The sequence below is a fragment of the Streptomyces acidiscabies genome (assembly GCF_020010905.1).
Lineage (GTDB): Bacteria > Actinomycetota > Actinomycetes > Streptomycetales > Streptomycetaceae > Streptomyces > Streptomyces acidiscabies.
The window spans coordinates 1,616,293-1,640,903 of record NZ_JAGJBY010000002.1; the positions used below are offsets into that span (position 1 = coordinate 1,616,293).

The following is a 24,611-nucleotide window of genomic DNA, read 5'->3' on the forward strand; positions in this document are numbered from 1 at the left end:
GACAACAGCGCTCCGGACCCGTAACTTTGTAGGAGCCGAACGTCTCGCTCGACCAAGCGAAGGCGGATGCGAGCCGGGCCCTGACGCAGCCACCCCTGCGGCTCGACGCTCCCCGCCCGACCGGCGTCTCGTCAACACTTCCCCTGGTGAAGAAGGAGCCGATCACCCATGGCCGAGACGACCGTCCGCCGCCGAGTCCGCCACGTATCGCGTACCAGCGAGAACGACCGCAAGAACGCCGCAGCCGCGCTCCAGCGCGCCCTCGACCGCCGGGACAACGGCGGAGAGACCGGCCACTGAGTCACCGGGAGCCGCATCCTGGTCGACACGGGGTGTCCGTATCGCGGACGCCCCGTGTCACCCCCTGGGACCCGGGGCTAGGCTGCCGCCATGTCTCGCAGCATCGATCTCGCAGTGATCCCCGGTGACGGCATCGGCCAGGAAGTCGTGGCCGAAGGCCTCAAGATCCTCTCCGCCGTCCTCCCCGAGGACGTGAAGCTGGAGACGACGGAGTACGACTTCGGCGCGAAGCGCTACCACGCGACCGGTGAGACCCTCACCGACGCCGACCTCGACTCCCTCAAGAACCACGACGCCATCCTGCTGGGCGCGATCGGTGACCCGAGCGTCCCCTCCGGCGTCCTGGAGCGCGGCTTCCTGCTGAAGCTCCGCTTCGCCTTCGACCACCACGTCAACCTGCGCCCCTCGAAGCTGCTCCCCGGCGTCGCCACCCCGCTCGCCGGCCAGCCGGAGATCGACTTCGTCGTCGTCCGCGAGGGCACGGAAGGCCCGTACACGGGCAACGGCGGCACGATCCGCAAGGGCACGCCCCACGAGGTCGCCACCGAGGTCTCCGTCAACACGGCGTACGGCGTCGAGCGCGTCGTCCGTGACGCGTTCGCCCGCGCGCAGGCCCGGCCCCGCAAGAAGCTCACGCTGGTCCACAAGAACAACGTGCTGACCTTCGCCGGGCACCTGTGGACGAACGTCTTCAACCAGGTGGCCACCGAGTTCCCCGAGGTCACCACCGACTACATCCACGTCGACGCGGCGACGATCTACCTCGTCACCGACCCCGCCCGCTTCGACGTCATCGTCACCGACAACCTCTTCGGCGACATCATCACCGACCTCGCGGCAGCCGTCTCCGGCGGCATCGGGGTCGCCGCCTCCGGGAACATCAACCCCTCGGGCGACTTCCCGTCGATGTTCGAGCCCGTCCACGGCTCGGCCCCCGACATCGCGGGCCAGGGCAAGGCCGACCCCACGGCCACGGTGCTCTCCGTCGCGCTCCTGCTGCGCCACCTCGGCTACGAGGCGGAGGCGGTCCGCGTCGAGGAGGCGGTCACGGCCGACCTCACGGAGCGCGCCTCGCTGCCGTCCCGGTCCACCACCGAGATCGGCGACGCCCTCGCCGTACGCGTAGCCGGATAGGCCCGCGCTTTCCGAAGCCGTCGGGTCGCACACCTCGCGCCCGGCGGCTTTCGCCATTCCTCCGCCGGGTGAAACCATTACCTCAGGCCGCAAACACCCCCGTTCCTCCCGTGCCGTCGGCGTCCGCGCGATAATCGGACACGGAGCCGCGGAATACGGGAGTGCTGTACGACGGTGTGCGCGGCCGTCACTACAACCGGTGAAGGACAACCACTCATGACGACGCCCACGATCGAGCTCAAGCCGTCCGCCAGTCCCTTGGCCACCGCCGACCGCGAGGCCATCCTGAAGAACCCCGGCTTCGGCCGCCACTTCACCGACCACATGGTGACGATCCGCTGGACCGAGGGGCGCGGCTGGCACGACGGCCAGTTGGTCCCGTACGGCCCGCTCTCCATGGACCCGGCGACGACGGTCCTGCACTACGCGCAGGAGATCTTCGAGGGCCTCAAGGCGTACCGCCAGCCCGACGGCTCCGTCGCGATCTTCCGGCCGGAGAAGAACGCGAAGCGGTTCCAGGCGTCCGCGCACCGCCTCGGTATGCCCGAGCTGCCGGTCGAGACGTTCATCGAGGCGTGCGACGCGCTGGTCCGCCAGGACGAGGGCTGGGTCCCGGCGCACGGCGGCGAGGAATCCCTCTACCTGCGCCCCTTCATGATCGCCACGGAGGTCGGCCTCGGCGTCAAGCCGGCCAACGAATACCTGTTCCTCGTCATCGCCTCCCCGGCCGGCGCGTACTTCCCCGGCGGCGTCAGGCCCGTCTCCATCTGGCTCTCCGAGGACCGCGTCCGCGCCGTCCCCGGCGGCATGGGCGACGCGAAGACCGGCGGCAACTACGCGGCGTCCCTCCTCGCCCAGGCCGAGGCGGCGGCCAAGGGCTGCGAGCAGGTCTGCTACCTCGACGCGGTCGAGCACAAGTGGGTCGAGGAACTGGGCGGCATGAACCTGTACTTCGTCTACGGCGACAAGATCGTCACCCCCACGCTCACGGGCTCGATCCTGGAGGGCGTCACCCGCGACTCCCTCCTCCAGGTCGCCCAGGACCTCGGCTACGAGTCCGAGGAATCCCGTATCTCCATCGACCAATGGCAGCAGGACACGGAGAACGGCACCCTCACGGAGGTCTTCGCCTGCGGCACAGCGGCGGTCATCACGCCGGTCGGCACGGTGAAGAGGCAGGGCAAGGAGTGGCAGCAGTCCGGCGGCGAACCGGGCGAGGTGACGCTGAAGCTGCGAGAGGCCCTGCTGAACATCCAGAGGGGAACGACGCAGGACAAGCACGGCTGGATGCACAAGATCGCAGAGTGACGTTGCAAGTGGGCGGGGACTGGTCTGTTTTGTCTTTTAGGGGCGCGGGGAACTGCGCGACAAGCCACAACGCACCCGCACCCGCCCACGAATCCTGACCAGGCAGACGAGCCTGCGCCCCCAACCCCGCCCGCATATTGAGACACCCCCTGACCCCACCCCCAACCCGTGTAAAACTGCCCTGTGCTCTCGTACCCCACGATTATTAGCAACAGAAGCGCCGGTCCTAGCTGAGCAAGCCGCACAGCGACCCGCGCAGACCTCTCGCACCCGCGAGGGGTCTTTTCGTTTTCCAGGAAGCACGCGACCCGCACCGAGGAGCCCCCGCCCCATGACCGACACCGACACCGACGACTCGTTCCACGTCTTCGACACCACCCTCCGAGACGGCGCCCAACGCGAGGGCATCAACCTCACCGTCGCTGACAAGCTGGCCATCGCCCGCCACCTGGACGACTTCGGCGTCGGCTTCATCGAGGGCGGCTGGCCGGGCGCGAACCCGAGGGACACGGAGTTCTTCGCCAGGGCGCAACAGGAGATCACGTTCCAGCACGCGCAACTGGTCGCCTTCGGTGCAACCCGCCGAGCCAACGCGAAGGCGTCCGAGGACCCCCAGGTCAAGGCCCTCCTGGACTCCGGCGCCCCGGTGATCACCCTGGTCGCGAAGTCCCACGACCGCCACGTGGAACTCGCCCTGCGCACGACCCTGGACGAGAACCTGGAGATGGTGCGGGACACGGTGTCCCACCTCAAGGCCCAGGGCCGCCGAGTCTTCGTGGACTGCGAACACTTCTTCGACGGCTACCGAGCGAACCCGGAGTACGCGAAGTCGGTGGTCCGCGCCGCGAGCGACGCCGGCGCCGACGTCGTCATCCTCTGCGACACCAACGGCGGCATGCTCCCCGCCCAGATCCAGGCCGTCGTCACGACGGTCCTCGCGGACACCGGCGCCCGCCTCGGCATCCACGCCCAGGACGACACGGGCTGCGCGGTCGCCAACACCCTCGCGGCGGTGGACGCGGGAGCGACCCACGTCCAGTGCACGGCGAACGGCTACGGCGAGCGCGTGGGCAACGCGAACCTGTTCCCGGTCGTCGCCGCCCTGGAACTGAAGTACGGCAAGCAGGTCCTCCCCGAGGGCAAGCTCCGCGAGATGACCCGCATCTCCCACGCGATCGCCGAGGTCGTCAACCTCACCCCGTCCACGCACCAGCCGTACGTCGGCGTCTCCGCGTTCGCGCACAAGGCGGGCCTGCACGCGTCCGCGATCAAGGTCGACCCGGACCTGTACCAGCACACGGACCCGGCGCTGGTCGGCAACAGCATGCGCATGCTGGTCTCGGACATGGCGGGCCGCGCCTCGGTGGAGCTGAAGGGCAAGGAACTCGGCGTCGACCTGGGCGGCGACCGCGAGGTGGTCGGCCGGGTGGTGGCCCGCGTCAAGGAACGCGAACTCCAGGGCTACACGTACGAAGCGGCCGACGCCAGCTTCGAACTCCTCCTGCGCGCCGAGGTCAAGGGCAGCCCGCTGCGCTACTTCGAGGTCGAGTCCTGGCGCGCGATCGTCGAGGACCGCCCCGACGGCAGCCACGCGAACGAGGCGACGGTCAAACTCTGGGCCAAGGGCGAACGCATCGTCGCCACGGCGGAGGGGAACGGCCCGGTCAACGCCCTGGACCGAGCCCTGCGGGTAGCCCTGGAGAAGATCTACCCCCAGCTCGCCAAGCTGGACCTGGTCGACTACAAGGTCCGCATCCTGGAGGGCGTCCACGGCACCCAGTCGACAACCCGCGTCCTCATCTCCACGACGGACGGCACCGGCGAATGGCAGACGGTAGGCGTGGCGGAGAACGTCATCGCCGCGTCCTGGCAGGCCCTGGAGGACGCGTACACATACGGCCTCCTGCGCGCGGCGGTCCCCCCGGCGGAGTAACTCCCAGGAGCTACGGCACACCCTTCGCCATCCGGCGTAACTCTCAGGGACTACGGCACACCCCGCGCTATCCGGCGTAACTCTCAGGAGCTACAGCTCCACCCCCACCACCCGGCGTAACCCCCACGAGCTACGACCACGGCACCACCCCCGCCACCCCGTGGACACACCCGGCACACCCCCGCCGGGCCGCCGGAATCCCGCAGCGGACGACACCGCTCCCACCCCGTCGACCTACCGAAATGCCGGCCCAGGGAACACGCCGTAGCGTCGGTCGTATGAAGGTCAAAGGCGCCATCCTGCTGGGGCTGGCCCTGGCGGTGCTGATCATCCTCCCGGCGACCGCCCCGCCCGCCCGCACGGCGACGACGGCCACGAGCCTGACGACGATCGCGACGGCCCTCAGACAGAGCCCGGTGTACGTGGACCCGGCGGCCCGCGACCAGCTCTCCGACCAGGACGAACGCGCCCTGGCGGACCGGATCGAGAACGCGGACAAGCCCCTGTTCATCGCGGTGCTCCCGGCCGACTACCCGACCGCGTCCCTGTTCCAGAACCTCCGCACGGCCACCGGGATCACGGGTCTGTACGCGATCCGCCTGGGCACGAGGTTCGACGCCAAGGCGGACTCCCGGGTCCTGCCGGGAACGGCGGTCGCCAACCTCGTACAGAGCGTGCGCGCGACGACCACGACCGGCACCCAGCTCACCGACTTCACGACCCGCGCCCTCACGAACATGACCGGCAAGGCCCCCGCGACCTGGGGTTCCTCGAAGGACAACGGCGTCTCGACGACCGCGCTGGTCACGGCGGGCGGCGTCCTCGCGGCGGCCGGCGCGGGCGCGTACGTCCTCGTACGCCGCACCAGGCGCCGCAAGGCGGAGGAGCAGCGAGCCGCCCTGGACCGCCTGCGCGTCGTCGTGGACGAGGACATCACGGCCTTCGGCGAGGAACTCGACCGCCTCGACTTCCACCCGGCGGAGCAGGGCGCGGACGACGCGATGCGCGCCGACTACGAACGCGCGCTGGACGCGTACGACACGGCGAAGTCGGCGATGGCGGCGGCGACGCGACCGGACGACGTCCGGGGCGTCACCCAGGCCCTGGAGGACGGCCGCTTCTCGCTGGCACAGCTCGCCGCCCGCAGGGAGGGCCGCCCCCTCCCGGAACGCCGCCCGCCGTGCTTCTTCGACCCCCGCCACGGCCCGTCCGTCGCCGACGCGACCTGGACTCCACGGGGCGGCAGCCCTCGCGAGGTCCCGGTCTGCGCGGCCGACCGAACCCGCCTGGCGGACGGCCGCGACCCGGTGATCCGCGAGGTGGACAGCGACTACGGCCGCCGCCCGTACTGGGAGGCGGGCCCGGCGTACGGCCCCTGGGCGGGCGGCTACTTCGGCGGCGGCCTGCTCCCGGGCCTGCTGGTCGGCACGATGCTGGGCAGCCTGATGACGACCCCGTCGTACGCGTCGGACTTCGGCGGCCCGGGCCAACAGGGGTACGAGGGCGGCGACTTGTCCGGCGCGGACTTCAACCCCGGTGACTTCGGGGGCGGGTTCGGGGACGGCGGCGGCGACTTCGGCGGCGGGGGAGGGGACTTCGGCGGCTGACGGCGGTTTCCGGCGTCGGCCTCAACGGGACGGACCCGGCGCCGAGTTGCGGCACCGGGTCCGTACGACGATGGCGGGGCGGACGTCAGAGCGTCCGGGCCGCTGCCGCGATCGCGGAGGCGAAGGTCGAGACCTCGCTGTAGACGCCGGGCGCGTTCGGCTGGGCGCAGCCGTCGCCCCAGCTGACGATGCCGACCTGGATCCAGGCGTTGTTGGCGTCGCGGCGGAACATGGGGCCACCGGAGTCGCCCTGGCAGGTGTCGACACCGCCCGAGGCGTACCCGGCGCAGATCTCGTCACCCGGGACGAGGCCGCTGTAGAGACCGCCGTACGCGCGGCAGGTCGCGTCGGAGATGAACGGCACGGTGGCCTTCAGCATGTAGCGCTGCTGCGCACCGCCCTCGACGGCCGCACCCCACCCGGCGACGGTGAACGTGCCCGTGTTGAAGGTCGTGTTGGTGGCGATCGGCAGCGTCGCGAGGCCGGTGATCGGGGACGCGAGCTTGATCAGCGCCCAGTCCTTGCCGGTGCCGTTGTAGCCGGGCGCGCGGTAGACGTACGTCGAACGGACCTGCTGGCGGCCGGTGGTGGACTGGAGGTCCACGACACCCGCGGTCGCCGTGATGCTCGTGTTCGCGCCGGTGCCGTTCACGCAGTGCGCGGCGGTCAGCACGATCTGGGACGTGTACAGGGCGCCGCCGCAGCCCATGGAGAGGCGGACCATGAACGGGAACTCGCCCTGCGCGGCACGGGTTCCACCGACGACCGGCGCGGGGGCGGCGGTGGCCGTGGAGAGGGGCTGGAGGCTGACGACCGCGAGGGTGACGGCTGCGGCGGCCATACATCTCTTCGCGAGCGTGAGGAGCTTCTTCACCGTTGTTGTTGCCTTCCGTGAGGGGGGTAACGGAGCTGGACGGACCTGCAACGGGTACCGATTCTGACGTGCCCATGCCAAATTGAGATGCCATGGGGAGTTCAACGGTTCGTCATGGGCGAGTCAGGATCTTCGGAGGATTATGAGAAGGCGGTAAAGGGTTGTGCAAGGGGTGGGTTCAGGCCGGGTGGGGGAGTGATTCCGGCCAGAGGGTGTCGGTGGGGGTCATGAACCGCCCGCCAACTTCCGTACTTCGGCGGCCCGTTCGGACAGGCCGCACCGCTCGTAGGCGTCGACGGCTGCACGGAACGCGAGCCGGGCCTCGCCCTTGCGCCGCACTTTGCGCAGGGAGAAGCCGAGGTTGTAGCTGGCGTCACCGACGAAGCCCCACTCCTCGAACTTCGTGCCGAGCTCGATCGCGAAGCGGGCGGCGTCGATGGCCTCGTGGTACCGCTTGAGGTTGGTCAGGGAGGCACTGAGTCCCAACCAGGCGACGCCCGCCTGGTGTTCGTCGCCGAGCAGCCTGCTCCACTCAAGGGACCGGGTGAATGCCTGGACCGCCTCGACGCGTCGCCCCGACTCCCGGAGGATCAGCCCGATGAGCCCCCACGAACCCGCCTGGCCACGCCAGTCGTTGAACTCACCGCTGACCCGCAGGGAGCGGACGGCATGAGGCAACGCCTGGTCGAACTGCCCCGAACGCCGCAGATACTCGGCCAGGTTGTACAGCGGCTCCGCCAACTGGTGCCGCATACCCAGCTCTTCGAACTCGGCGACGGCCAAGGAGAGTGTCTCGCACGCCTCTGCGAGCCGCCCGCAGTCACCGAGGGTCGCGGCGAGCTGAGCCCGCGCGAGGGCGGCGCACGGCGGGTCGTCCAGCGCGAGGGCGTTCGCCAGCGCCTGCTCGCGCGCGTCGAGCGCTTCGTCGAGCCGCCCGAGCCGCTGCAGCGCCGTCGCGATGCCGCTCCACGCGTAGTACCGCCCTTCCAGGTCGCCGACCTGGTCGCACAGCTCCAGTCTCTCCCGGCATGAGTCGAGCCCCTCCTCGAACCTGCGCAGGTGGATCAGCGCAGCGCTGAGGGCGCTGAGCGCGACCGTCTCGCCGTGACCGGCGTCGAGGCGGCGAGCAGTGTCGCGGGCGATCGTCGCCACGTCGAGCATGTCGTCGAAGGCGTGCCGGTTGCGCAGGTGAGGGACGAGCGCGAGAGCTGTCTGCAGCGAGAGTACGGCCATCTGACGATCCTCGGGCCCGCACCACCGCACAGCGTTCAGCATCCCGAGCCGCTCGGTCTCGAACCAGCTCAGCGCCTCCTCGGGCCCGCCAGCGAACAGCTTCTGCGGCTGATCCGGCTTCGTGATCACCTCGTAGGCCACCGCCAGCCGGACGCAATACATAACCTGAAGCTGCATCCGAGCCCGCCCCGCCTCCTCCTCCGTAACCAGAGCCCCCGCATACGCCCGCACAAGGTCATGCATCTGCCACCCCCTACCACCCGGCAATGCACTAATCAGTGACGCAGCCACCAACTCATCCGCAGCCACCCGCCACTCCCCAGCCCCCACCCCACCCATCATCTGCCCCGAAACGGAATCGAAGTACTTCCCCGGCGCCACCCCCAACCCCCGAAAAACCCGAGCCGTTTCCTCCCAGGGCTCGATCAAGTTCCGTGAGTGTCCGGGGTGTTGGTGATGCCCAGGATGGCGAGTGCTCGTTCGGGTTCGTGGCGGATGGCGCGGGTGGTCTTGGCGATGTTGTCGGCTCCGAGGATCTTCAGGGTGCCGATGGCGAGGTTGCGGATGGTGGCCATGGCGCGGGGCGTGGTGCCGGCGTGAATGGTCGAGGCGTCCTCGGCGAACGTGACGTCTCGGATGTAGTGGGAGGAATTTTCGATTCCCCAGTGCCCGCGAATGGCGGTGGCGAGGTCGGCGGGGCGGGTTTGGTGGGCGGCGAGGCTGGTGACCGCGTAGACGTTCTCGCGGGTTTCGGGCCGACCGGTGGGCTTGCGGCGGCGGTGGACCCGGATGGCGAGGTGAGCGTGGGGGAAAGCGATGCCGCCGAGGTTGTCGGCGATGGCGCAGGTCTTGATCGAGCGGGACTCGCGGCGGCCGTGGGCGGTGGCGGAGGTGGTGTGCTGGACCTTGATCGACGTCCAGGGCAGAGCGGCGAGCTGGGCGTAGGCAGTGGGCTGGTTGGTCTTGATGACGGCGATGTAGTGGGCCTTCTTCGTCTCGGCCAGCCAGGTGATGTTGGCCTTCACTGAGTGGAGGGCATCGAAGGTGACGACGGTGCCGGCGAGGTCGAGTGGCGCCAGCAGGGGCTTGAAGTGGCGCACTTCGTTGGTCTTCGCACCGACCTCGACCTGGGCAATCGTGGCGACGCGGTCGTGGGTGACCGCCGAGAGCAGGTGACGGCGCGGCGCGGCCAGGCGGGCTGAGCCCCTGAGGGCCTTGCCGTCCACGGCGATGACCTGCCGCGATCGGGCCTCGGGCACTTCCGCGGACGCGGTGATGCGGTGCCGGTCGGCCAGGTAGGCGCCCACAGCCTGGTCCAGGGCGTCGCCGTCAAGTGCCGAAAGAACGCGTCCGAGAGTGACCGGCCTGGGGCTGCGCCGCCAGCCGAGCAGGTGACGGCGTACCCCGAGGGATGCCAGCAGCGAGTTCGTGGCCCGCTCGCCGAACTCGGCGAGCTCGTCGATGCTCTTCGCTCCGCAGACGGCCGCGCAGGCACACACCAGCAAGATCGCCGTCAGCGAGTACCACCGGCCCCGGCGCGAGCGCGGATCCGGAACCGATTCGAGGTAGGGACGCAGGTCAGCGATCCGGTCCGCATCCAGCGGACCCAGCTTCTCCAGCACGGCAGGGATAGGGGAAGATGCAACAGCAGGCACGGGACGTCCTCGTGATCATCTGGCTTCGACACCACAATGATCACGAACCCCCGTGCCTGCTCTGCTGTCCGCCCCTACCGGCCTGATCGCCAACCCTCCACGCAATCACGGAACTTGACGGAGCCCTGGTTTCCTCCCCCAACCTCCGATACATCGCATCAAGAACCGGCCGCAACACCAGCGACTTCCCGTACTGATCCACCCCATCAGCCGCCAACAACCCCACCCGATCCCCCTCCAACTCAGCCACCAACTCCCGCACCCCCAACCCCCGCCGCCTCCGCAACAACGCAGCGACAATCACCAACGCCAACGGCAACCCCCCACACACCTCCACCAACTCCCGTACCCCGTCCCCAAGTCGAGGATCACCAGGCAACGCCCGCTCGATCAACTCCCGTCCCGTATCCCCCGACAACGCCTCCACCTCGACAGACCGCACAGGAAACGACCCCAGCACATCCCGGGACGTCACCAACACCCGATGCCCAACCCCCTCCCCGGGCAGCAACGGCACCACCTGCTCACCCCCACCCGCATTGTCGAGAACCACCAACATCGCTTCCCGGGAAGCCAGTTCGCTCCGATACCGACCGACCTCCCCTTCCCGCACCCCCATCGCCCACAACAACGACGACACAGCCTGCTCCGCACTCACCGGAACCTCGCCGTCCCCCCGCAGATCGACGAACAGCACACCCCCGGGAAACATCCCCCGCTCCCGGGCCACATGCGCCACGGCGACAGCCAGCGCGGTCTTCCCCACCCCCGCCAACCCGGACACGGAGACGACCCGCTCGACCTCCAACGCCCCCAGCACAGCGGCGACTTCAGCCTCCCGCCCGGTGAACCCCGCAGGCGCGCCCGGCAGCATCGACACCGCCCCCGCCGACGCACCACCCCCCTCGACCTTCCCGTACACAGGCCCGTAGAAAGTCCCGCCCCGAAAGTCGATGTGATCCCCGTTCATGCCCTCATAGTGCCCCTAATTCGCTTGACCCCGCCGCCCCCCGGCACGGCACAGTGACGCGACACCACAAACCCTCCGGGAAGGCGCCGCATCCCATGCACATCCGCCCCACCACGGACGAGGACCGCGACCTCTTCGTCACCACCCTGCTCACCGCGTTCGGCCTGACCCCCGACACCCCGGCGGAGGACGGCGGGGGAGTCTGGTGGGCGGCGGCGGAGATGGACCGCAACCTGCTCGCGGAGACCGAGGACGGCACGCCGGTCGGCACGGCAGGCTCGTACACCTTCGAACTCACCCTCCCCGGCGAGCAGTTGATCTCCGCCCCCGGTGTCACAGCGGTCGGTGTCCTCCCCACGCACCGCCGCAGGGGCGCCCTCACGGCGATGATGCGCCACCAGCTCAACGACTTCCGTGCCCAGGGCGAGTCCCTGGCCGTCCTCCTCGCCTCGGAGGCGCTGATCTACCGCCGGTTCGGCTACGGCCCGGCGACGTACACCCAGCGCCTCACGGTCCCGCACCACAGGGCGGCCCTCATAGAGACGCCGGAGACCCCCGGCACGGTCGAGGTCCTGCACCGCGAGGCCGCCGTGGAGATCATGGAACAGGTCTACGACACCTACCGCCGCACCCAGCCCGGCGCCCTCTCCCGCCCCCACCGCTGGTGGGAGAAGCGCGCGGGCCAGCCCCCGATCGCCCCGGCCCACCGCTACATCGCCGTACACCGCGACGCGAACGGCGTCCCGGACGGGTACGCGAGCTACTCGAAGGACGGCTCCACGCTGACCGTCGACGAGACGATCGCCGGGGACGACGCGGTCTTCACGGCGCTCGCCAGGTACGTACTCGAACACGACCTCACCGAGAAGACCGTGTTCAAGCAGTTCCCGCCGGAACACCCCCTGCGCTGGCAGTTCGTGGACCTCCGGGGCCCCGAACTCGGCGGCCACATGGACTGGTTGTGGGTCCGCCTCCTGGACATCCCGCGCGCCCTGGCCGCCCGGAGCTGGTTCACGGACGGCGAGTTGGTCCTCGACGTCGAGGACCGGTTCCTAGGAGAAGGGGAGCACGGCCGCTATCTGCTGACCGTCACCGACGGCAAGGCGGAGTGCGTACGCACCGACCGGGAGCCCGATCTCTCCCTGGACGTCAGCGACTTGGGCTCGATCTACCTGGGCGGCACCACGCCGACGACGCTGGCAAGGGCGGGCCGCATCCACGCCCACCACCCGGACGCGGCCTCACGAGCCGACGCCCTGTTCCGCGCCGAACGCCCCCCGCACTGCCTGCACTGGTTCTAACCCCCCCTTCTAACTCCCCTTGTCCTAGCCCCCCTTGGCGAACTCGATCAGCTTCTCGAAGTCGATCGACCCGGGATCGCCATGGGTGTTGTGACAGAGCAGCCCGTCGGCGACGTACGTCCGCGTACTGGTCGACAGCGACGCGATGGGCTGCTCACCCACGTACTCGACACCGAGTACGGCCGTACCGTCGCCGCCCACGACGCTCCCCTCCCACCCGGCCTCGGCGCGCACCCGGAGGATGCGGTGGCGGAACGGGTCGAGTTCCTTGCTGGGGACCCACGAGAGGGCGCCGTTCTCGTGGACCAGCCAGGGATGGTCGTACGACGCGGTGATCTCGCCGTCGGCCGTGGTGATCCGGCAACTCCCCTTCACACCGGGCTCGTTGCGGGTGACCGTGCCTGTCCGGTAGCGGCGCTCGCTCCCGTCCTCGTCGAACGACACGATCCCGTCGCCCACTTGAAGGTCGCCGGCGCGCTGCCACGTGAGGTCGGCGCGCAGGACCGGGGTGTCGGGGTGCACGCAGTTCTCGGGTACGTGCATGTGGCCGCAGACACCCCGGAAGCCGTTCCAGCGGTCGTAACTCATGCGCTGGCCCGACCTGTTGCCGGCGGAGGCGGGGTACGAGGGCCACAGCGAGGGGCCCTTGAGGGGGACGCCGTGGTGGTTGTGCATCCAGGCGAGGAAGCGGGCGACCTCGCGCAACGCCCACTCCGGGGCCTGCGGCCAGTAGACGTGCGGGGTGTTGTTCGCCTTCCACTTGCTGTGGATGTCGGGGTCGCAGGTGCCGATCAGCTCCACCTGGCACACGTTCAGCGTGTTCGTCTGCACCCCGCCGGGGGAGTTGACCAGGGCGCGGGAGGAGACGTCGATCTGGAAGTGCTGGTACCAGCGGAGCTTCTGCGCGGCGAGGTCGGGGAGCGCGGTGAGGTTGGGGGCGGCGGCGCCCCCCTTGTAGTCGGGGAGGTTGCGGCCCTCCGTCGTATGGAGCACGACGACGTTGACCTCCATCCGGTCGCCGCCGTACTTCGTCTGGTACCAGTGACCGCGGTCCGCGCCGGGGTAGTTCTGCGGACCTGACATCGTGCTCAAAGTGCCTCCCGGGACCGTGTGTCCGAGCCTGGGTGATACCCGGAACGCGCCCTAAGAGTCCTTCTTTGTGCCGATTGTCGGTAATCGACAGAAACTGCCCCGGCGGGCCGCCGAAGTGACCGGCTCTCAGCTCTTCTTGATCGCCGAGATGTCGAAGGTGAGCTTGATCTTGTCGGACACCAGTACGCCGCCGGTCTCCAGCGCCGCGTTCCAGGTGATGCCCCACTCCGAGCGCAGCAGCTCCGCCCTGCCCTCGAACCCGACGCGCTCGTTGCCGAACGGGTCCTTCGCGGCGCCGTTGAACTCCAGGTCGATGGCGATCGGCTTCGTCGTGCCGAGGATCGTGAGATCGCCGGTGATGCGGTAGTCGTCCCCGCCGAGCGACTCCGCCTTCGTCGAGCGGAACGTCATCGTCGGGAACTCGTCCGTCTTGAAGAAGTCCGCGCTCTTCAGGTGCCCGTCGCGGTCCGCGGAACCGGTGTCGATGCTGCTCATCACGATGTCGAGGGACGCCGTGGACGCGGACGGGTCCGAGCCGTCCAGGTGCAGCTCACCGCTGAACTCGTCGAACTTGCCCTTCACGTTCGTCACCATCGCGTGCCGCGCGGTGAAGCCGAGCGTCGAGTGGGCCGGGTCGACGGTGTAGTCGCCGGTGAGGGCGGCGAGGTCGGCGCTCACCGCCGGTGCCTCGGAGCTGTCGTCGCTCTTGCGGCCGAAGATCCCCATCATGTCCTCCATTCAACTTCCTTACCGTGCTGAGAAAGCTACTCTCCGTCGCCGAAGATCGCCTCCAGAGGGGCTATAGGGTTGAACGTGTTCCCTTGGTATGTGATGTGAGTCTCGCGCCGTTCCTTGTAGGGCCCCCACAATGCGCGACCCCCTTGAGCAGTCGGAAGACGTGCACCCGCCTCGGCTTCTGTTCAGGGGTACCAGGAAAACGGGCCGGAGACTGTACGGAGTCGACGTCTCGTAATCCTTGGACCGCTTCGTATGGTCGCTACATGACCGTTTTGGAAGAAGCGACGGACGGCCCCGCCGACGCGCGAGGCCGCGTGGCCGAGCTGCACGAGATCCGTTCGAGCGCGATCGCCGGTCCGAGCGAGAAGGCGACCGAGGCGCAGCACGCCAAGGGCAAGCTGACCGCCCGCGAGCGCATCGAGCTGCTCCTCGACCCCGGTTCCTTCCAGGAGGTCGAGCAGCTCCGCCGCCACCGCGCGGTCGGCTTCGGCCTGGAGGCCAAGAAGCCCTACACCGATGGCGTCATCACCGGTTGGGGCACTGTCGAGGGCCGTACGGTCTTCGTGTACGCCCACGACTTCCGCATCTTCGGCGGCGCGCTGGGCGAGGCCCACGCCACGAAGATCCACAAGATCATGGACATGGCCATCGCGGCCGGCGCGCCCCTCGTCTCCCTGAACGACGGCGCCGGCGCCCGCATCCAGGAGGGCGTCTCCGCCCTCGCCGGGTACGGCGGCATCTTCCAGCGCAACACCAAGGCGTCCGGCGTCATCCCGCAGATCAGCGTGATGCTCGGCCCCTGCGCGGGCGGCGCGGCCTACTCCCCGGCGCTCACCGACTTCGTCTTCATGGTCCGCGAGACCTCGCAGATGTTCATCACCGGCCCCGACGTCGTCAAGGCGGTCACCGGCGAGGAGATCACCCAGAACGGCCTCGGCGGCGCCGACGTCCACGCGGAGACCTCCGGCGTCTGCCACTTCGCGTACGACGACGAGGAGACCTGCATCGCGGAGGTCCGCTACCTCCTGTCGCTGCTCCCGCAGAACAACCGCGAGAACCCGCCGCACACCGAGTCCACGGACCCGGCCGACCGCCGCAGCGACGTCCTCCTCGACCTCGTCCCCGCCGACGGCAACCGGCCGTACGACATGACCAAGGTCATCGAGGAGATCGTCGACGACGGCGACTACGTCGAGGTCCACGAGCGGTGGGCCCGCAACATCATCTGCGCCCTCGCCCGCCTCGGCGGCCAGGTCGTCGGCATCGTCGCCAACCAGCCGCAGACCCTCGCCGGTGTCCTCGACATCGAGGCGTCCGAAAAAGCTGCGCGGTTCGTGCAGATGTGTGACGCTTTCAATATCCCGATCGTCACTCTCCTGGACGTCCCCGGGTTCCTTCCCGGCGTCGACCAGGAACACGGCGGCATCATCCGCCACGGCGCGAAGCTGCTGTACGCGTACTGCAACGCCACGGTCCCCCGGATCTCCCTCATCCTGCGCAAGGCGTACGGCGGTGCCTACATCGTCATGGACAGCCAGTCCATCGGCGCGGACCTGACGTACGCCTGGCCCACCAACGAGATCGCCGTCATGGGCGCGGAGGGTGCGGCCAACGTCATCTTCCGCCGTCAGATCGCCAGCGCCGAGGACCCCGAGGCGATGCGCGCTCGCATGGTCAAGGAGTACAAGGCCGAGCTGATGCACCCGTACTACGCGGCGGAGCGCGGCCTGGTCGACGACGTCATCGACCCCGCGGAAACTCGCGAGGTCCTGATCAAGTCGCTCCAGATGCTCCACTCCAAGCACGCCGACCTGCCGTCCCGCAAACACGGCAACCCCCCGCAGTAACCCTGCGGAAACCTCTCTCACGGAGACTCATTCTTATGAACCCCCCAGACATCCGCGTCGAAAAGGGCAACGCCGAGCCGGAAGAGGTCGCGGCGATCACGGCGATCCTGCTGGCCCGCGCAGCCTCCCGCCCCACCGAGACCCCGTCCCACCGGGGCCGAGTGAGGGCAGGCTGGCGCCGCTTGGAGCGAGAGAACGGCTTCAGGGCACCGCACAGCTGGCGGTGAGTTGAGCTTCGACGGCCTCGTCTTCCCTGTTGGGAGGACGGGGCTGTCAGCGATATCTGACCTGGACACCGGGGATATCGGTGGGGCGAGGCGTCCATCGGTCGACGGTGACAACCAGGCGAGGTTGTCCGGGACTTCGGGCCAGAGTGTGCAGGGCGAGGGGTGTGTCGCCGGGTGTTCGGGAGGCGGTCAAGGAGAGCTGGCGTAGCTGAGGTAGCGCACCGATGAGTGAGAGATCGGTGGGCAGTCGGCAGTGGAAGAGCTGGAGTGTTGTGAGCGTCGGGCTCGTGGCGAGGGCAGGCAGCCAGTGTTCGAGGTCGAAGCGCTGTAGGTGCAGATGCGTCAGCTTGGACAAGTCTGCGAGGCTGTCCAACCCACGTGGGACACCCGCTCCTTCAAGCGAGAGATACTCCAACTGGCTCCGCTCGGTCAGGAGACCGAGGTGGGTGTCCCGATCGATTTTGCCGAGTCCCAGACGAAGCAGCCCCTCGGGTAGCGGAATGTCCTCCAGGGCAGGGAGTGAGTGCCATTCCTCCAGCTGAAGGATGGTCAGGCCGGTCAGTCCGCGCAGTGGTTCCACGTCGACCAGAGGTCTGTTGTTGCACCAGAGAAGCAGATGAGTGAGTTCCGTGCGGTCCCGAAGGGGAGAGAGGTCGTTGTCCCCCTTCAAGGAACTGATCCAGAGGCTTTTGAGCGTGGGAAGGCCCAGGGTGGCTTGCAGGCCCTCTGTGAAGTCGTACTGGATCCAGATGTGCTGGGCTTGCGGAAGCCGTGTCAACGTCGGCCACTGCGCCGGGTGCTGAAGTTTCAGCAGGCGTCTGTCCAGACGTAGCCGCGTGAGTACTTGATCCGCGTACTCGTCCGGGTCGAAGTACTCCCAGACATCGACCAGATCTCCGTGGGCGTCAGTGTCGGCGTACCCCGCCAACTTCTCCAACGCCCCCGCGCCCCCCACCAACGCCGCAGCCCGAACCGTCTGCCGAGCAGCCGCCGACGTCAACCCCTCCAACGTCTCCGGCAAATGAGCCACCAACCCCACCCCCACCCCCGCCAACGACACCGCCTCCGACTCCCGCCGAGGCGGCAACAACGCCCCCACCGCCGCATCCAGCCTCCCCGCCACCTCCTCCGGCACCGTACTCATCGTCTCCAGACAGGACGCCGCCAGCAGCCGAAGCCGCCGCCGATGCCGAGGCTCCAAGTCCGCGCGGTCGAGGATTCCGGCGATCAACTCCCGCCGCTGAGCCAGGTTTCCGTGCCCGGCCGCCATTACGATCGTCTCGCGCCAGAGGTCTAGATGCGCACGCCCCACCAAGTTGCCCATATTGTCCTCATCGGCCGCATCCTGAGCCGCCAGGTACTCCTGAAACGTCCGATGCAGGAAGTCCACCCGCCCCTCGACAGGAGACCGCAACACCCCGGACCGCGCGACCAGTTGATCCAGCACGGCACCCCCCGACTCCCCGTCCAGATGCCGCATAGAGGCCAGCCGGGAGGACACGTACCGACCCGCCTGCTCCACCCCGATCTCCGTACGGTTGTTGTCGGACAGCCGCCAGGCCAGATTCCGCAGCACACACAGCTTGTCCGGCAACCCCAGCGGCGAGGCGAGAGCGCTCGGCACTCGCCGGTCCGCGTCCCGCCGCTGGACGAGCGTCTCCAGCGCGATGGCGTACAACTCCATCCGGTTACGGGGAAGTTGGTCCCCCTTGACCAGGTGCAGCGCACAGATCAGCGCGGCGAGCAAAGGGTTCGCGGCGAGAGACCGAAGATGCGGCCGGTCCCGCAGACTTGCCAGCAACGCCCGTTCGTACGAAGCCAGTTCCTCCACCGGACACGGCAACTCGTCCCCCTGCTCCCGCACAGCCCGATGCCACTGCCGCACGAACGCCGTGAGGTCGGCCGGCGCCATCCGGTCGAGCTGGAGGGAGACGAACCCCTCCGCGCGCAGCCAGTCCGTGCGGGCGGCGGACGGCCGTGACGTGACGATGGCCCGCACGTCGGGATAGGCGAGCAGTAGCCCGCGCAGCCACTCGCGCACGGCCCGGCGTTCGTCGGCGAGGAGTTCGTCCACCCCGTCGACGAGGAGCAGCACCCGCCCGTCCCGCAGCGCACGGTCCACCCACCCCTTGGGAATGTGCCCGGTGAGGGGACCGGCGACCCCGTCCAGCAGCGCTTCGGGCACGGGCAACGGCCGGCCCGCGTAGCGGCGCAGCTTCACCAGGACAGGCACCAGCCCGTTCCAGCCGTCGAGGGAGCCGGTGAACCCGCCCCGCGCCGCCATCACCGCCAGCCACTGCATCAGCGTCGTCTTCCCGGACCCCGCCTCACCGCGCAGCAACACCCGGGAGGACCCGGCGAGGGCGGTCTCCACCCGCATTCCGGTGCTCTCGGACTCCTGCCAGTCCCGCAGCCCATACCGGGGGAGCGGCCGGGGCCGCGCGCCGTCGTCCCCGGAGGCGCGCAGGCTGACGTACGCCACCGAAAGCTTCGTACGCGGCGGCTGCCGCGAGGTCACCTGGAACAGCTCCACCTCGTCCAGCGACCGGCTCACCAGCCCCAGGTACTCCCGCAGGAACCCCGCGTCCGCGTCCGACCCCTCCGGCGCGTACAGCGACCGCACCGGCAACCGCTCCAGCACGCGCGCCAGTTCGGCCCCCAGCGACGTCGTACGGGAGAGGAGTTCACTCACCGCGCGCTCGGTGAACACCGGCAGCCGCCGCAGGATCCGTACGTAGCAGTCGCAGCACTCGGCGAACAGCGTGTCGTAGTAGCGCTCGGCGGCCTCGCCCAGTCCGGCCGGGCGCGGTACCGAACGCCGGATGCGGCGTTCCAGCTCCACCGGGTCCGCGTCGGACTCGAACACCGACGCGTCGGAGAGGTCGGCCCGGGTGAAGGCGTCCGTCACGGCCCCCACCGCAGCGAGGCGTTCGTTCTCCGCGAGCCCCGCGAACTCGTGGGCCAGCAACGGCTCCACGCGGGCCGCGACCGCGTCCGCGATCTCCTCGAACTGCCGCTCCACACTCCGTGAGGCCCGCAGCCCGGACACCCGGAGCCGGATCAACTCGCCCATCCCGGCCCGGCGTTCCTGCTCGGAACGGCGCCCGCCGAGCCACAGCCGTACCGCGCTCGTCGCGACGGTCTGCCCGAGCCGCACGGCGGCCACTTCGACACTCATCCCCGTACCCCCTCGGCCCGAGTGTGCCAGCGGGGCTACGACGAAGGGGCCCTTTTCGTCGGAACGGAAAGGGCCCCTCGAAGCGTCGGCGCCTACCGCAGGCGGGCCATCAGAGCGTGCTCGACCAGCGTGATCAGCGCCGACTTCGCATCGGCCCGATGCCGAGCGTCGGTCGTGATGATCGGCGTGTCCGGCCCGATCTGGAGCGCCTCGCGCACCTCGTCGGGGGAGTACGGCTGGTTCCCGTCGAAGCCGTTGAGCGCGATCACGAACGGCAGGCCACTGTTCTCGAAGTAGTCCACCGCCGGGAAGCAGTCGGCGAGACGGCGCGTGTCGACGAGGACGATCGCGCCGATCGCCCCCCGCACCAGGTCGTCCCACATGAACCAGAACCGGTCCTGGCCGGGCGTACCGAAGAGGTACAGGATCAGGTCCTGGTCCAGCGTGATACGACCGAAGTCCATGGCGACGGTCGTCGTCGTCTTGTCCCCCGTGTGGGTGAGGTCGTCGATGCCCGCGGAAGCGGACGTCATCACGGCCTCGGTACGCAGCGGATTGATCTCCGAGACAGCACCAACGAACGTGGTCTTGCCCACGCCGAAGCCGCCCGCCACCACGATCTTCGCGGACGTGGTGGAGCGGGAAGGCCCTCCGCTAGAGCTTGCGAAGTCCACTGAGCACCCTTTCGAGCAAAGTCACGTCTGGCTGGCCTCCGGCGTTCTCGTCGCCGCCGGGCTGATGAATGGCGACCAGGCCCGCCTCCGCCAAGTCGGCGACGAGAATCCTGGCCACGCCGAGAGGGATGGTCAGCAACGCCGAGATCTCGGCCACCGACTTGATCTCACGGCACAGGTTGCAGATCCGCTGATGCTCGGGCAGTTGCCCCTGCATCTGGTGCGGCTGTGCGGTGGTGTGCACCAGCGCCTCGATGGCGAGCTGGTAGCGCGGGCGCGTCCGGCCGCCGGTCATGGCGTACGGACGTACCAGGGGGTTGTGCGTGGAGCCGGCGGGCGACGGCTCGGGCGAGCGGCGCTGCGGCGGCTGCACCGGCTGGATGCGCGGCGCGGCCGGCGGCTGCTGGTCGTACGGGGACGGGCCGGGTCCCTGCGGGGCGTACGGCTGCCGTGGCTGGCTGGGTGCGGAGGGGAAGTTGTAGCGGTTCGGGTTCGGTGCGTTCTCGCCGTGGCCAGGGCCGTACGACCAATCGCCCGGATGGGAACCGCCTGGGGGTGTTGCCACTTTCTCTCCTCCTCCGACTGTGCCGCGTCCCGAAACCCTACGGCCTCGGGACGCCAAAACGCACCGTCCGTCTGCTAGTTGAGCAGGCTCCCCTGGAGCTCCGCACGAAGATCGGGCGTCAGGACCGAACCGGCACGGTCCACCAGAAGTGCCATCTCGTACCCGATGAGGCCGATGTCCGCCTCCGGGTGGGCGAGAACGGCGAGGGAGGAGCCGTCGGATACGGACATGATGAAGAGGAATCCCCGCTCCATCTCCACAACCGTCTGATTCACCGCGCCTCCCTCGAAGATCCGGGAGGCGCCTGCCGTCAGGGACGTCAGACCGGAGGCGACGGCCGCGAGCTGGTCGGCGCGGTCGCGGGGGAAGCCTTCGGACATCGCCAGAAGGAGTCCGTCGGCGGAGACCACCACGGTGTGGGACACCCCCGGGGTGTTGTCCACGAAGTTGGTGATCAACCAGTTCAGGTTCTGTGCCGCCTGGCTCATCGGGCTCACACTAACGCTCCTGGTTGTAGGTGCTGTCAGAACCGAAGCCCTGACCGTTCGTTTCACTGCCTGCGGTGCGCCCGCGCTGGACCCCTCGACGCAGGTTGCTCAACCTGCCTCGGATGTCCTCCGGGGCGCGGGAGATCTGGGGACCCCCCTGTTGGGTGCTCTCCGCGGCACCCTCGACCAGGTTGGCCTTGGGGACCCGCCGAGGCAGACCGGAGGAGGTGACCCCGCCGGCCTTCGGCTTGCGCAACTGCGAAGCCTGCTGCCAGCGTTCGTCGTTCGCGGAACGCCAGGAGCCGTCGTCGGCCGCCGTCGCCGGGGCAGCCGTCTCCTGCTGCGCACCGCCGTCGGTACCCCCACCGTCGACACCTCCCGGCATCCCGTTGCCGTTCGCCGCCCCGCCGCGGCGCGGAAGCCCGGCGTCGGTCAGCGAGCGGGCGGCGGAGGGGGCCGGTCCCGGACGCTCGAAGCCTACGGGCTCCGCCTCGGCCGCGTCAGCGACCTGCGCGGATTCCGCTTCGGGAGCGTACTGGTCCGGGTAGCCGTTGCGGTAGTCGCCCTGCTGCGGCCAGTCGTCCTGGTAGGAGGGCTGCTCGAAGGACGGGTACCCGTTCGACGCACCGGCCCCGTTGTCCTGCGCGCCCGGCTCCGGGTAACCCCCGCCGCCGTTCGGAGAAGCCTGCGGCGTGAAGTACGGCTCGTCGTACGTCGGCTGCTGTGTGCCCTCGTACGGCGACTGCGTTCCGTAGGGGGGCTGGGGAGCCTGGGGCTGCTCCACGAAGCCCGTGGCGGCCCCGTCGAAGCCGTTCTGCGGGGATTCGTAGGGCAGTTGAGGAGTCTGCTGGGGGAGATGCGGAGAATCCGTGAAGGAGTCGCCGTACAGCGGCGTCTCCTGCGTGTTCTGCGGGTGCGTGTTCTGCTGGCCGAAGGGCGCCTCGGGCTGGGGCGCGTCCAGCGCCGCCCGCCGCTCCTCGCGCATCAGCGAACGGCCCACCGGGTCCAGGTCGCGGATGTCGTCCGGAACCTCGTACCGCGTGTCGTCGAAGCCGAGTTCGGCCGCCGTACGCATCGGCTGCTGCTGCGGCATCTGACCGAAGCTCTCGCCGCCGGGCTTGCCGAACTGCTGCTCGGGGATGATCTGCGAGACCGTGAACTGGTCCTGCTCCGGCTGGTGTTCGCCACCGCCGCCGTGCGTGATCGCGTCCGGCAGCATGACCAGCGACGTCGTCCCGGCCTGCTCGCCCGAGGGGCGCAGCTGGACGCGGATGCCGTGCCGGTCGGACAGCCGCCCGACCACGAACAGGCCCATGCGCTGCGAGATCGCGGCGTCCACGGTCGGCGGGTTGGCCAGCTTGTGGTTGATGTCCGCGAAGTCCTCGGCGGTGAGGCCGATGCCCTTGTCGTGGATCTCGATCATCACGCGGCCGTCGGGAAGACGCGTCGCGGTGACCCGGACCTTGGTCTGCGGGGAGGAGAACGTCGTCGCGTTCTCCAGCAGCTCGGCGAGCAGGTGCACGAGGTCGGTGACCGCGCGGCCGTGGATCTCGGCCTCCGGGACGCCCGACAGCTCGATGCGCTCGTACTGCTCCACCTCGGAGGAGGCGGCGCGCAGCACGTCGACCAGCGGGACCGGCTGGTCCCAGCGGCGGCCCGGCTCCTCGCCGGCGAGGACCAGGAGGTTCTCGCCGTTGCGGCGCATACGGGTCGCGAGGTGGTCCAGGCGGAAGAGGTTCTCCAGCTGGTCCGGGTCGGCCTCGTTGTTCTCCAGGTCGGTGATGAGGGTCAGCTGGCCCTCGATCAGCGACTGGTTGCGGCGCGACAGGTTGGTGAAGATCGCGTTGATGTTGCCCCGCAGCAGCGCCTGCTCGGCGGCGAGCCGCACGGCCTCGCGGTGGACCTGGTCGAAGGCGCGGGCGACCTCGCCGATCTCGTCCGTCGTGTTGATGGGGATCGGCGCGACCCGCGTGTCCACCCGGCCCGGGTCGGTACGCGAGAGCTGGTCGACCAGCATCGGCAGCCGCTGCTCGGCGATCCCGAAGGCCGCGTTGCGCAGCTGGCGCATCGAGCGGGACATCTGCCGGGCGACGGCCGAGGCGAGGATGAACGCCAGCAGCAGGGCGACGACCACCGCGGCACCCGTGATGTACGCGTCGCGCTGGGCGTTGGACGCGATGTCCGAGGCCTCGTTCACCGCGGTGTCCGACAGACCCGACTCGATCTTGCGGTACGCGTCGAACTTGAGGGTCGTCATGGCCCACCAGTTCTCGGCGGTCACCCCCTGCTCGGCGAGCGCGGCGCGCTCACTGGCGTCCGTCGACTGGATCGAGGCGATCGCGGTCAGGAACTGCACCGGGTCGGTCGGCGGCGCGACGTAGTCCGGGTTCTTGGCCTTCTGCTCCTGGATCATCGTCGCGGCGTCGGCCTGGATCTGCTTCTGGGCCGCCGTCAGCTTCGCGATGTCCTGCTCGGTGCCACCGCTCTGGTACTCCTGGGTCGCGATGTTCTCCAGGTAGGCGTACGAGGTGAGGGCGACCCGCTGCTGGGAGAGGCTCGTCTGGCTGGTGCCCGGCTTGATCAGCAGGTGCATGCCGATGGCGCGCTGGAGGGAGAGCGCGCCCTGCCCGAGTGCGAGCGCGTAGACCGTGCGGCCGTAGGAGGTGATGTTGCCGGTGCCGAGCCCGAGTTCGTTGGAGAACTCCAGGAGCTTGTGCTCGACCTCGACGTACCCCTCCTCCGTCTTCACGCCGGTCAGCTTGGAGGTGTACGCGACCGCGCGGATCGTCTGGAGCTGCGGCTCGACCTTGCGGAAGCCGTCGAGACGGCGTACGAGGTTGGGGCGCTTCGGCATGTTCTGCGCGGCGGCGTCGAACTCGTCGGACGCCTTGTCGGTGGCCTTGCGGGCGGCGACCACGGTCGGGTCGTTCTCGCCCTTGCCCTGGAGCAGCGGGGCGGCGGTGACGTCACGCTCGACGAGGAGGGCGTTGCTGTAGGTGAGCGCCGAGCGCACCAGCTTCGCCGTGTTCTCCGCGTCCTGCGCCTCCTGCCAGGTGTCGATCGAGCCCTTCACCTGGAAGCCGCCCATCACGAGGCCGACCACCACGGGTATGAGCAGGATCGCGTTCAGCCTGGTGGGCACCCGCCAGTTGCGGGGGGAGAGCCGGCCGCCGCTCTTGGCCGGCGCGGTCTGGGGCTCCGAGCCCGGGACGGGGGCGGTCGCCGCTCCGCGCGGCGGCGGGGTGAAGTTGCCCCGGGCCTCAGGCTCGGGACTTTTCTTGCTTCGCCTCACTCGACCAACAACCTCTCGGCGGCAGTGTCTCAACGCCCAGCCAGCCATCGACTGCGTTCGTACCTAGTTACGTCATTGACTATTGGGCAGTTCAGGCATTCCAGCATGGCGAACAGTGCTCTTCCAAACAGTGAGAAGAGCCGATTACGTGTGATGTAAAGCGCTCATAAAACGGTCATACAGAGCGAGCCCCGT

The 24,611-nt window shown here is 69.2% G+C and carries 19 protein-coding genes; 8 read left to right on the plus strand and 11 right to left on the minus strand.

Annotated features, from left to right (window positions below):
- Positions 1 to 168 precede the first annotated feature (168 nt).
- From J8M50_RS49380 to J8M50_RS34220, 5 genes are all read left to right on the plus strand, one after another.
- Positions 169 to 300 carry a hypothetical protein gene (locus J8M50_RS49380; protein ID WP_010356915.1) on the plus strand — a complete coding sequence of 44 codons (132 nt, stop codon included), beginning with the start codon at positions 169 to 171 and terminating at the stop codon, positions 298 to 300.
- 90 nt (positions 301 to 390) lie between these two features.
- A complete protein-coding gene (locus tag J8M50_RS34205; RefSeq protein ID WP_010356916.1) occupies positions 391 to 1,434 on the plus strand; it encodes a 3-isopropylmalate dehydrogenase in 1,044 nt (347 codons plus the stop codon).
- Between the two features lie 216 nt (positions 1,435 to 1,650).
- Positions 1,651 to 2,742 (plus strand): branched-chain amino acid aminotransferase, encoded by a 1,092-nt coding sequence (locus J8M50_RS34210; RefSeq protein ID WP_010356918.1) that lies wholly within the window; start codon positions 1,651 to 1,653, stop codon positions 2,740 to 2,742.
- Between the two features lie 331 nt (positions 2,743 to 3,073).
- Positions 3,074 to 4,675 carry a citramalate synthase gene (cimA, locus tag J8M50_RS34215; protein ID WP_010356919.1) on the plus strand — a complete coding sequence of 534 codons (1,602 nt, stop codon included), beginning with the start codon at positions 3,074 to 3,076 and terminating at the stop codon, positions 4,673 to 4,675.
- 278 nt (positions 4,676 to 4,953) lie between these two features.
- Positions 4,954 to 6,282 (plus strand): hypothetical protein, encoded by a 1,329-nt coding sequence (locus J8M50_RS34220; RefSeq protein ID WP_010356920.1) that lies wholly within the window; start codon positions 4,954 to 4,956, stop codon positions 6,280 to 6,282.
- Positions 6,283 to 6,367: 85 nt separating this feature from the next.
- Here the strand turns inward: J8M50_RS34220 and J8M50_RS34225 are convergent, their stop codons facing one another.
- The 4 genes from J8M50_RS34225 to J8M50_RS34240 form a co-directional block, all read right to left on the minus strand.
- Complete coding sequence (locus J8M50_RS34225; RefSeq protein ID WP_029184267.1) at positions 6,368 to 7,156, minus strand: S1 family peptidase; 789 nt, start codon at positions 7,154 to 7,156, stop codon at positions 6,368 to 6,370.
- 225 nt (positions 7,157 to 7,381) lie between these two features.
- A complete protein-coding gene (locus J8M50_RS34230) occupies positions 7,382 to 8,632 on the minus strand; it encodes a tetratricopeptide repeat protein (RefSeq protein ID WP_107116109.1) in 1,251 nt (416 codons plus the stop codon).
- 182 nt (positions 8,633 to 8,814) lie between these two features.
- Positions 8,815 to 10,011, minus strand: a complete 1,197-nt coding sequence (locus tag J8M50_RS34235; RefSeq protein ID WP_079187963.1) for an ISAs1 family transposase — start codon at positions 10,009 to 10,011, stop codon at positions 8,815 to 8,817.
- Positions 10,012 to 10,084: 73 nt separating this feature from the next.
- Positions 10,085 to 11,014, minus strand: coding sequence for an NB-ARC domain-containing protein (locus tag J8M50_RS34240; protein ID WP_010354680.1), 930 nt, complete (start codon positions 11,012 to 11,014; stop codon positions 10,085 to 10,087).
- 95 nt (positions 11,015 to 11,109) lie between these two features.
- Here J8M50_RS34240 and J8M50_RS34245 point away from each other — a divergent pair, with 95 nt between their 5' ends.
- Complete coding sequence (locus J8M50_RS34245) at positions 11,110 to 12,315, plus strand: GNAT family N-acetyltransferase (protein ID WP_010354681.1); 1,206 nt, start codon at positions 11,110 to 11,112, stop codon at positions 12,313 to 12,315.
- 24 nt (positions 12,316 to 12,339) lie between these two features.
- Here the strand turns inward: J8M50_RS34245 and J8M50_RS34250 are convergent, their stop codons facing one another.
- Both J8M50_RS34250 and J8M50_RS34255 read right to left on the minus strand, forming a co-directional pair.
- Positions 12,340 to 13,398, minus strand: coding sequence for a Hint domain-containing protein (locus J8M50_RS34250; protein WP_010354682.1), 1,059 nt, complete (start codon positions 13,396 to 13,398; stop codon positions 12,340 to 12,342).
- A gap of 135 nt (positions 13,399 to 13,533) precedes the next feature.
- Complete coding sequence (locus tag J8M50_RS34255; protein WP_029183991.1) at positions 13,534 to 14,133, minus strand: YceI family protein; 600 nt, start codon at positions 14,131 to 14,133, stop codon at positions 13,534 to 13,536.
- 275 nt (positions 14,134 to 14,408) lie between these two features.
- On the opposite strand from J8M50_RS34255, the gene J8M50_RS34260 reads away from it, so the two are divergent.
- Positions 14,409 to 15,992, plus strand: coding sequence for an acyl-CoA carboxylase subunit beta (locus J8M50_RS34260; RefSeq protein ID WP_010354684.1), 1,584 nt, complete (start codon positions 14,409 to 14,411; stop codon positions 15,990 to 15,992).
- 35 nt (positions 15,993 to 16,027) lie between these two features.
- On the plus strand, positions 16,028 to 16,219 hold the full coding sequence (locus J8M50_RS34265) for an acyl-CoA carboxylase subunit epsilon (protein ID WP_010354685.1): 192 nt from the start codon (positions 16,028 to 16,030) through the stop codon (positions 16,217 to 16,219).
- Between the two features lie 46 nt (positions 16,220 to 16,265).
- Here the strand turns inward: J8M50_RS34265 and J8M50_RS34270 are convergent, their stop codons facing one another.
- The 5 genes from J8M50_RS34270 to J8M50_RS34290 form a co-directional block, all read right to left on the minus strand.
- Positions 16,266 to 19,397, minus strand: coding sequence for an NACHT domain-containing protein (locus J8M50_RS34270; protein ID WP_010354686.1), 3,132 nt, complete (start codon positions 19,395 to 19,397; stop codon positions 16,266 to 16,268).
- Positions 19,398 to 19,489: 92 nt separating this feature from the next.
- Positions 19,490 to 20,071: a GTP-binding protein gene (locus J8M50_RS34275; RefSeq protein ID WP_029183992.1), complete on the minus strand. Its 582-nt coding sequence runs from the start codon at positions 20,069 to 20,071 to the stop codon at positions 19,490 to 19,492.
- On the minus strand, positions 20,052 to 20,636 hold the full coding sequence (locus J8M50_RS34280; RefSeq protein WP_029183993.1) for a DUF742 domain-containing protein: 585 nt from the start codon (positions 20,634 to 20,636) through the stop codon (positions 20,052 to 20,054). Before J8M50_RS34280 ends, J8M50_RS34275 begins: the two co-directional genes overlap by 20 nt.
- A gap of 74 nt (positions 20,637 to 20,710) precedes the next feature.
- On the minus strand, positions 20,711 to 21,124 hold the full coding sequence (locus J8M50_RS34285; RefSeq protein ID WP_007384910.1) for a roadblock/LC7 domain-containing protein: 414 nt from the start codon (positions 21,122 to 21,124) through the stop codon (positions 20,711 to 20,713).
- Between the two features lie 10 nt (positions 21,125 to 21,134).
- Entirely contained in the window at positions 21,135 to 24,416 is a 3,282-nt protein-coding gene (locus J8M50_RS34290; protein WP_010354690.1) for a sensor histidine kinase, read from the minus strand.
- Positions 24,417 to 24,611 lie beyond the last annotated feature (195 nt).